The following is an 8490-nucleotide window of genomic DNA, read 5'->3' as shown; positions in this document are numbered from 1 at the left end:
GCCAAGTGAAATGACGTCTAAAGGGTATTGCAGAAGGCCGTGAACTGGGCATCTCCGTTGTATGGCTGGGGTGTTGAGGGCCGAGCGGGTGTGGGTGGAGACGTACACCGGGCTGCGGGTCGATCAGTTCGGCCGGTTACTGAAAGCGGTCCGGGAACGTGGTGGCGAGGGGTGCGGCTGGGGTCGGCCGTGGCGGCTGCCGCTGGCCGAGCGGGTGCTGCTGGTGGCGGTGTACTACCGCACGAACCTCACCATGCGGCAGCTCGCCCCGCTGTTCGGTGTCTCTCCGGCGACCGTGCCGGGTGATCCAAAGGCTCGGCCCGCTGCTCGCGATCGAGCCGGCCCGCGCCTCCCAGGACGCAGTCGAGCGGCTGTGGATCGTGGACGGCACCCTGGTCCCGGTCCGCGACCGCAAGGTCGGAGTCTCGTCCCGCAACTACCGGTTCTCGGCGAACGTGCAGGTCATCATGGACGCCGAGACGCGCCTGGTGGTAGCCGCCGCCCGCCCGGTGCCCGGCAACACGGCGGACGCGAAAGCCTGGCGGGACTCCGGCCTGGCCGCACACTGCGAAGGTGTGACGGTCCTCGGGGACGGCGCCTACATCAACACCGGCCTGATCGTCCCGCACCGAAAACGACCCGGACGCCCGCTGTTGAAAGCCGAGGAAGAGGACAACGCCCAGCATCGCAAGGTCCGCGCCCGCGTCGAGCACACCTTCTCCCGCATGAAGAACTACAAGATCCTCCGCGACCTCGGCCGCTTCACCCAACCCGACCCCTCCGGGCAAGAGACCAACGCCTACCTTTACGCGGGCGGCGACCCCATCAACAACAGCGATCCCTCAGGGCTCGGGTTCCTCGACAGTGTTTCGGACTTTTTTGAGACACCAATGACATCTGGGCGCTGTCACGGGTTGCATCGCCGGAATAGAGGCTGCTGCGACGACAAACATCATCGCGACAGCCACCATCATGGCTGGCCCATGGGGGACCGCAGCCGCAGTCGCCGGAAGTTGCGCCGTGGGAGGCGTGCTCGGCTACAACAACGCCGACCTCATCAGCTACGGATAGCGGATCCGGGGCGGTCCCTGTTCAGCAAGCCGGGGGTGACAGGGTCGTGGGGCCCGGTCTCCCCCACCGCGCTGCTTTGACGAAAGGGCTGAAGAAAATGAGCAACAAAGCCAAGATGACCATCTTTTTGTCCCTTGTTGTGGTCGCCACGGCCATAGCCATGATCCAAGGCATCGCGGCAGAAGGATCGAAGAAGACCGTGCCTCTCATTCTGGCGGCTCTTGGAGTGGCATCGCTCATCATGTGGACCATCGGGGTGCGGGGTAAGGCAAGGAAGAGGTAGAAAACGGGGAGTGGCAGCGAGCAGCGTGGGACTGTCCGCAGGCAGTGTCAGCAGTGGTTCGGCCGGGAGCACGTCATACGGTGATGCGATCTTCCTCGTCCGCATCCATGCTGGTCACAGCCTCGCCTCTCGACAGCAGGGGTGGGGCCCTTCTCCGCAGCCATGGACGGCCAAGTACCCAGCGCACGCTTGAAGTCCGCCGCTACCTCTCCCACATCCTGCGCGGCCGGCCCACCGGGCAAGCCTGGACGAACTGATCGTGCAGGCGGTCGTCGACGGCTACACCCGCCCGGCCGGCCGGCGGATGATGACCGCCGACCTGCGGGCCCTGTACCCGCGCGACACCGCCCCGGGCGACGGCAGTCGGTGCTTACACACTGGAAGCCGCCGCCAGCCAGGTCCGCCAGACGTGACGTGAATTGGGCACCTCGGGACGGTCCAGGAGCCAGAGAACGTATCCGGCATGGCGCTGCGCCCATGGGTTGTCCGAACGGGCGGCTCTTTCAAGCCTGCTGCGCAGGTCCTCACTGTCCACGGCCCGGGCCACGCGCACGTACTCGCGGTCCTTGCAGCGGTAGGGCCGCTGAACGACGATGTCGATCAGTTCCACGAGCTTGCTTCTGACCGTCTCATCGTGATGAGCGGCAGCCACGTCTCGAATGAGGCCCTCCTTCGTGCCCCACGACTTGGCATACCGTGTCCACTCCTGCGGATATCTCGCCTCCAACTCCAGGAAGCACAGCACGTAGGGAAGACCCGGCCACGTCCTGATGTCGGAACCGGCCGGCCGGTCCCACAACCCACCAGGCAACGAATAGCTCAGGGCCTTCAGGTAGTTTCTGCGCGCCGCCTCCCGCCCCAGCGGATACCTGCGACGCCACGCCCTGTTGAACCGACCCAGAGCGTCCTGGTTGTTCCTTTCGGCGTCAGCCAGACGGACAAGCGCCGCAGCACGTTCAGCCGGATCGCTTGCTATCAGCCCGAACGCCCACCCCAGCCGCTCGTGCCATATCTCGGCATCATCCACGCTCACGTCCGCGTCCCTCGTCACCCGGCGGATTATGCTCTATCAGGCCACCGGACCACACCGCTGCGCTCGGCCGACCGGCGTGAGATCGCCCAACGCTCGGCCCCAGGCGGGCCGGACCACGCGGGGAGAGCTGGACTACCACCCGGTGGCGCCCGAGCTGGTCGTCGAGTTCATCGCCGACACCAGCATCGACGCCGGCCGCTACCGCCACCCGGCTGTTCTTCGCGTCCCGAGTTGCCACGCCACTGGAACTGGAGCACGACCAGGCGCCGGTGGGTCCTGTTCTACATTTCGGCATGGCTGGTGAACAAGGTTTCGCGCACCGAGACCTACGCAGTTGCCTGCACGGCCATCCCGGCCATTCCAGACGATGTCTGAAGCGAACCTGCTGGGCAGCGGGCTTCGTGTAGATCAGATCGCTGCGCAGACAGTAGCGCCTACAGTGACGGGGGAGGCGCTGCAGCCGTGGGGGCGAACCCCGAGATTCCTCGCCGTGCCGCACCGGATGGAGCAGCCTCACAGTCAGGCCGGGAGTCTGAACTACCACCATCGCCGATGGCGGCTACCAGGGCACCGGCCTGCTCATCCCGCACCGCAAACGACGCGGTCAGACGCACCTCAGCAGTCAGCAGGAGGCGGAGAACGCAGTCCATCGCAGGACCCGGGCCCGAGTGGAACACGCGCTGTCCCGGCTGAAGAACTGGAAGATCCTGCGCGACTGCCGTGTCAAGGGCGACGGCGTTCACCAGGCCATGCTCGGCATCGCCCGACTGCACAACGCCCTCGCCGGATAACTCAGACCCCATACGGGACAACCTCTAGCTGAGCAGAGCAGCCCTGCCTTCGCTCTCCGAGTGTTCAGCTCACATGCGGGTGCGCGCGTAAGACGCCATTTCAGTTGGCGTGATCTTGCGGCAGCCGACGCAGCGCGCCTACGAGCCGCTCATGGAGCAAAGGCTTCACACTCGGCCCGCTGCGGGCTCCGCCCGCACCGGTCGTAGCCCAGCCCGCCGTTCATGTTGTCGTCTATGCCGTAGAGGGTGTCGTTACCCGCATTGCCGCGTACGTCATCGACGCCACCATGCCCTTCCAGGACGTCGTCGCCGTCATCTCCCTCAAGTGTTTCGGCGCCTCTGTCACCCTGCAGTGTGTCGTCGCCCGGCCCGCCAGCAACAAAGTTGCTGTCACCATCTCGCAGGGATGAACCTGCGTAGTACCCGCCAGTGACCCAGTCGGAGCCAGCCCCGCCGAACACGTGATCACGTCCAGCGTGGCCGTAAATGGTGTCGTTTCCGCCAGCCCCGTCTAGTGTGTCACTCCCGTTTCCGCCGCCGAGCGTATCGTTACCGGGACCGCCGCTGATGACATCTGCTGCGTCGCCTCCACCGAGCACGTCAACTCCATCACCCCCGCCAATGTAAAGCCGCACGCTTCCTGCTTTGGCGCAATTGACCACGTCCTGGCCATCCCCGGCCAAAATGTTAATTGCCTCAATGGGGTGCTCCCGAGTGGAGGTGAACTCGGATTGCGAAACCGTGTCTCCGGAATCAGTGACGAGGTACCTATTGAAGCCGAAAGGGCCCCCGACGCCTGGGATCCGCTCAACAGTGATCCGATTATTCTTTCCCTGCGCGGCCTCAATGACGAGTGCGTTACCCACCACCTTCGCGACCGTGGTTCTGGGCGAGATTCCCTTGGAGGCCTCCGCGTGTCCCTGTTCGGCTAGCAGACTTAATGCCGTAGCCGTGAATGCGGCCATGAATGCAGTGGCGCGTTTCCAAGTTCTGGCCATACACCAAGCTTCGCAACCTCTCGCGGGCGCGGCAACCGCAGAATCTGAGCGGCCTGGTTGGCGGCTCGGGCGGTGATGAGGCGATGTCGAGAGCGCGATAAGACGTTATTTCACTTGGTGAGTCTGCGGTGACATATGAGGGTTGCGGCGATGGCGGTGAAGGCGAGGAAGTGTTCCGGCTTGCGTTCGTAGCGGCGGTGCAGGCGGCGGCAGCCGGACAGCCAGGACACGGTCCGCTCCACGACCCAGCGGTGTCGGCCCAGGTGCCGGGAGGACTCGATGCCTTTGCGGGCCAGGCGATGCCGAATGCCACGGGAAGCGAGCCATCGGCGCAGGTGACGGTAGTCATAGCCCTTGTCGCCGTGCAGCTTCCCGGGGCGCCTGCGCCGTGGGCCACGACGGGAGCGGATGGGCGGGATGCCACGGACCAGTGGGATGAGGGCCTGGCTGTCGTGCAGGTTGGCGGCGGAGATGCCGATCGACAGGGGTAGGCCCTGGCGGTCGACGATGAGGTGGATTTTCGATCCCTTCTTGCCGCGGTCGGTCGGATTCGGTCCCGTCAGCTGCCCCCTTTGAGGGCCCGGACGCTGACCGAGTCGATCGCGCACCGCGACCAGTCCAGCTCGCCCCGGGCGCCGAGTTCGTCCAGGACCAGGCGGTGGAGTTTGGCCCACACCCTGGCCTCGGTCCACTCGGTGAACCGGCGGAAGGCGGTGACCCCGGACAGGCCGAAGCCTGGCGGGAGTTGATTCCAGGTGCAGCCCGAGGTGGCCACGAAGATGATCGCAGCCAGCACCTCGCGGTCCCCGCGCCGACGATGTCCTCCGCCTTGCGGTCGGACCGGCGCCGGCGGCACCACCCGCTGAAATAACGTCCACAGCTCTTCCGGCGCCATCCGCTCGACAAGCGCAGCAGTCATCACCCCAGACTGCCGCAAGATCACGCCAACTGAAATGGCGTCTAAATTGGATCGGAAATGCCATGACCTGCGGTGACGGACCGTGGCACAGTCTCCGCATGTCCAACGACATCGCCTATCCCGTCTTCCGCACGCCTGACGCCGTACTCGCCCTGAGCGTCGCCCGCCGTCTCATGGAGTTTGGCCGCTGCGAGTACACCGACGTCTCCCTCTACGCGGAGCTCCGCTCTGTCGACGAGGTACGTCGGGCGGCGGAGGAGCTACCCCAGGGATGGTTCCGGGGACGGGAGCAGCACGGGGAGTTCGATGACCGGGTGCCGTTCGAGGACCGCCCTGCATGGCTCGTCGGCGTCCGGGGAGCGGGTCTGCCGACCGACCCGGCGGCGTACGAAGGGCGGCTACCGGTGGACTACGAGTTGCTCGACCAGGCGGTCGACGGCGTCGAGGACGCTTTCACGGCGGCGATCGGTCCGAGCGTGGGCGAGATCAACTGGCAGGACTTGTGCTGGCCGGACGCGCCAGAGGTGGGTTTTCACGGCGAGTACAAGCACGCAGAGGTGACACTCCTCCTCAATACCAGCACCCGCAACTACGACGAGGCCGCCAACGATCACACCGTCCTCGTCCACGTTCGCAGCGTAGACGTCGACGGCCGTCAGGTGAGGGAGCCGTATGCGCACTGGCTCGCCAGACAGGTGGGACTCACAGTCATCGGGCCCGGGCAGCGCTGCTGAAATCTGGTGGTTACCCCGATGAGTCGCGACGGCAGCCGGGGTGTCCCTGACACGCCCGCAGCGTCATGAGGCAGCAAGAAGCGCGACCGTCCGACGCTGACATGAGGCTGTGATCTTCACGTTTCAGCCTTTTGGTGCTCACAATTGGCCACCTCTCGGACATCCATTGCCCTCCGCTGAGGGGGCGTGATCCACTTATCCAGCCACTGACAGTCACCATTGAGCACTGTCAGTGAGAATTTCGTCCCGGTCATGCGATTGGAGCTTCGAGTGCGTACTGGGGTGCGTAACGCCGTCGCTGTTCTCGCGTGGCTCCACTGTTACCGTCAGCCTCGGTTACAGCGGAGTGAATGGCATCCAATACTGGTCCAGCATGTCTATCAGCACCGGTGAGGCGAGGCTGAAGGCGTTCCACCTGGGCTACGGCCACTCCGAGTGCACGTCCAGCGTCGGTCTTATGAAGTGGGGCACTTCCGTGTACGAGGCGCCCTCGGCTCACTGCTGAGCATCCGGATTCTGACCATCACTGGCCCTCCCTGCTCGGCGGGGGCCAGTTCCTCCTTCAATCCGGGTACGGACCACTCGCATGTTCAACGCCATCTTTCAACACCGCTATGGTTACCTAACGGTCGCCGCTTTGATCGCAGCAGCTGTCGGCGTGGCCGCCTGGCTGCTTACCCGCCGACTCGGTCGCCCCCGCGGGATGTGGTGGGCACTTTTGTCCGCCACAGTTGTCGGCATTCTCGCCGTCACATTTATGGGAGCGGGAGCCCCTTCTGGGGAATGCACCATCAACCATGAAGTCGCCGAACCCTTCCGCACAACCCAGGGTCTGTGGAACCTGGCGATGTTCGTACCGGCGGGGTTCCTCGCCGTGGCCGCTGCGAGGCGTCTGCTGCCGGCGGCTGTCGGCGTGCTGGCCCTTCCTTGCGTCATTGAACTCGCCCAGGCCGCTGGTCCAGGGCTCGGCCGCGTCTGCGACAGCGCCGACGCCGAGATGAACATGATCGGTGCCGTCCTCGGCATCGCTGCGGCAGTCGTCGCCTTCGGCTCGCGCGGACAGATCGACTGGCAGGGCTGGGCCAAGGGATCGCTCATTGCCGGGGCCGTTCTCCTGGTGGCCGGCTACACCGCGTTCACTGCGGGGGTCACACTGATCCACACCGACGGAACGACGCTCTCCGACGCCAGCGACAAACAGCGTCAGGCTGTGAAGCAGGCTGTCGAGGAGGCCTTCGGATCGCACTACGGGCTTGGAAAGGTCTATGTTCAGCCTTGTGTGGGACTCTCATGCACGAACTTGATCTTCACTCTGGTCAGCCGGGACGGAAACAAGCAGGCATTCTCCGACGGAAGCTTGTCCTGGCCTGACAAACAGCACCTGAGTATCTTGCTGGAGAACAGCAACGTCCCCAGTGGAATGGGCTATCCGGTGAAGGGCACCGCAGTGCCCCGCGCTGAGGATGAGGCGTTCAAGGTGGCCGACACCTACATGCGGCAGCACTACCCGTGGGCGCGCACAGCAAGTCGCCACATAACCTTCGCTGTGGGCGAGAAGGCTGAGCTTGGCTGGATGACAAACTGGCGCTTCCGCCACGGTGGAGTGCTGATGCCCCGGATGCTGGATGTGCAGGTCGACCGAGCTGGCCGGATCTCGCAGGTGGACGTCAGGCTCGGCCCCACCAAGATGAATCTCCCCAGCCCCCGAGTGAGTCAGGAAGACGCTGAGCGGGCTGTGATCAAGGGGTTGGCGAGTCAGGCGCGGCAGTTCAACGCCGAACCGCCTCAGGGGATCGATGCCAAGGTGGTGGAGGTGAAGGCGGAGAAGAGGGATGGCGGGTGGAGCCCTGAGTGGCTCGTGGCGGTCGGTCCGAAGGGCAAGGTCTCCGGCGATTCGGCACAGCGGGGTGCGATGGACCTCTGGCGGGTCGATGCCCTCACCGGTGCTGTCTACGACGGCATTGGAGTTCGAGTCCAAGGTGCGGACGTCATGGTCCACTGACGCAACACTGCTTCGGACGATGAGGTCGTAGAAGGCCTCCAAACAACCGGCTGGTGACGCCGGAGGCCGTCCAGGCGACTCGCCGGTGCCGGTTCGTCGACGCGGAGGTCCGGGGGCAGGACCTGTCCCTCACCGTCGAGTCCGGTGCTCAGTGCGTTCGCTGGACCCGCTCGCACGGGATGCGCCGTTTGTGGGACCGGCCTCCGAGCAGGAGGCCGAAGAGCTCGCCGCTGAGGTGGCCCGCAGGCTGGACGCCCTCTGCGGGGCCGACGGGATCATCACCCTGCCGACACCGGTCGTGTACAGGCGCGATCGCGCACGCCAGGACTGACGCTGCGTCACCGGATGCCCGTCCGCACGGCCCGTGCCTGCAACGTACCAACCGGCCATCCGGGCTGCCCGACGCGACATCAGCCGCGTCGGGCAGCCGAACCGGTCATGTGCCGCAGGCCTGCGTACTCCATCGCTGCATAGACCGTCACGATCAGCGCCCCGATGAGCATAAAGGTGACGCCGAATCCCGTGAGCGGCACCATGTCACCGAAGACCACCACGACGCAGGCGACGGCGGAAGTTGCGTTCACTGCGATGACGGCCACGGCGAGTCCCACAGGAATTGCCGGATAGCCGGCAATCAGGGCTAGGTTCTGTCTCTTTGG

General features: G+C 65.2%; 7 protein-coding genes and 4 pseudogenes. 7 read left to right on the top strand and 4 right to left on the bottom strand.

Going from position 1 to position 8490, the window contains the following annotated elements:
* Positions 1-61 precede the first annotated feature (61 nt).
* The 3 genes and pseudogenes from CCN42_RS16885 to CCN42_RS42125 all read left to right on the top strand — a co-directional run.
* Positions 62-752, top strand: a pseudogene (locus tag CCN42_RS16885) (transposase family protein); the annotation flags it as partial.
* Positions 753-851: pseudogene (locus CCN42_RS46150) on the top strand (RHS repeat-associated core domain-containing protein); the annotation flags it as partial.
* Positions 852-1168: 317 nt separating this feature from the next.
* Positions 1169-1354, top strand: a complete 186-nt coding sequence (locus CCN42_RS42125; RefSeq protein ID WP_143661929.1) for a hypothetical protein — start codon at positions 1169-1171, stop codon at positions 1352-1354.
* 370 nt (positions 1355-1724) lie between these two features.
* Here the strand turns inward: CCN42_RS42125 and CCN42_RS16880 are convergent, their stop codons facing one another.
* Positions 1725-2387 (bottom strand): hypothetical protein, encoded by a 663-nt coding sequence (locus tag CCN42_RS16880; protein WP_245877321.1) that lies wholly within the window; start codon positions 2385-2387, stop codon positions 1725-1727.
* 536 nt (positions 2388-2923) lie between these two features.
* On the opposite strand from CCN42_RS16880, the pseudogene CCN42_RS16875 reads away from it, so the two are divergent.
* Positions 2924-3178, top strand: a pseudogene (locus CCN42_RS16875) (transposase family protein); the annotation flags it as partial.
* Between the two features lie 149 nt (positions 3179-3327).
* On the opposite strand, the gene CCN42_RS45635 reads toward CCN42_RS16875, so the two are convergent.
* On the bottom strand, positions 3328-4176 hold the full coding sequence (locus CCN42_RS45635; protein ID WP_107427601.1) for a calcium-binding protein: 849 nt from the start codon (positions 4174-4176) through the stop codon (positions 3328-3330).
* 110 nt (positions 4177-4286) lie between these two features.
* Positions 4287-5095 (bottom strand): IS5 family transposase gene (locus CCN42_RS16870; RefSeq protein ID WP_211294726.1). Its coding sequence is split into 2 segments (ribosomal slippage): positions 4287-4745 and positions 4748-5095, totalling 807 coding nucleotides; the frame shifts between segments, so codons are not numbered across the junction.
* 98 nt (positions 5096-5193) lie between these two features.
* On the opposite strand from CCN42_RS16870, the gene CCN42_RS16865 reads away from it, so the two are divergent.
* The 3 genes from CCN42_RS16865 (at position 5194) to CCN42_RS16860 (ending at position 7831) form a co-directional block, all read left to right on the top strand.
* Positions 5194-5829 carry a hypothetical protein gene (locus CCN42_RS16865; RefSeq protein WP_086736652.1) on the top strand — a complete coding sequence of 212 codons (636 nt, stop codon included), beginning with the start codon at positions 5194-5196 and terminating at the stop codon, positions 5827-5829.
* 373 nt (positions 5830-6202) lie between these two features.
* Entirely contained in the window at positions 6203-6334 is a 132-nt protein-coding gene (locus CCN42_RS45630; RefSeq protein WP_281259496.1) for a hypothetical protein, read from the top strand.
* Positions 6335-6415: 81 nt separating this feature from the next.
* Positions 6416-7831 carry a VanZ family protein gene (locus CCN42_RS16860; protein WP_086736650.1) on the top strand — a complete coding sequence of 472 codons (1416 nt, stop codon included), beginning with the start codon at positions 6416-6418 and terminating at the stop codon, positions 7829-7831.
* Between the two features lie 410 nt (positions 7832-8241).
* Here the strand turns inward: CCN42_RS16860 and CCN42_RS16850 are convergent.
* A pseudogene (locus CCN42_RS16850) lies at positions 8242-8490 on the bottom strand (hypothetical protein); the annotation flags it as partial.

This window comes from Streptomyces glaucescens, assembly GCF_002154375.1.
GTDB lineage: Bacteria > Actinomycetota > Actinomycetes > Streptomycetales > Streptomycetaceae > Streptomyces > Streptomyces glaucescens.
This window is presented reverse-complemented; position numbering and strand designations above follow the sequence as displayed.

Bases quoted from the DNA above. Each gene is read 5' to 3' on its own strand.
- CCN42_RS42125 (WP_143661929.1), top strand. From the start codon at position 1,169: ATGAGCAACAAAGCCAAGATGACCATCTTTTTGTCCCTTGTTGTGGTC.
- CCN42_RS45635 (WP_107427601.1), bottom strand. From the start codon at position 4,176: ATGGCCAGAACTTGGAAACGCGCCACTGCATTCATGGCCGCATTCACG.
- CCN42_RS16865 (WP_086736652.1), top strand. From the start codon at position 5,194: ATGTCCAACGACATCGCCTATCCCGTCTTCCGCACGCCTGACGCCGTA.
- CCN42_RS45630 (WP_281259496.1), top strand. From the start codon at position 6,203: ATGTCTATCAGCACCGGTGAGGCGAGGCTGAAGGCGTTCCACCTGGGC.
- CCN42_RS16860 (WP_086736650.1), top strand. From the start codon at position 6,416: ATGTTCAACGCCATCTTTCAACACCGCTATGGTTACCTAACGGTCGCC.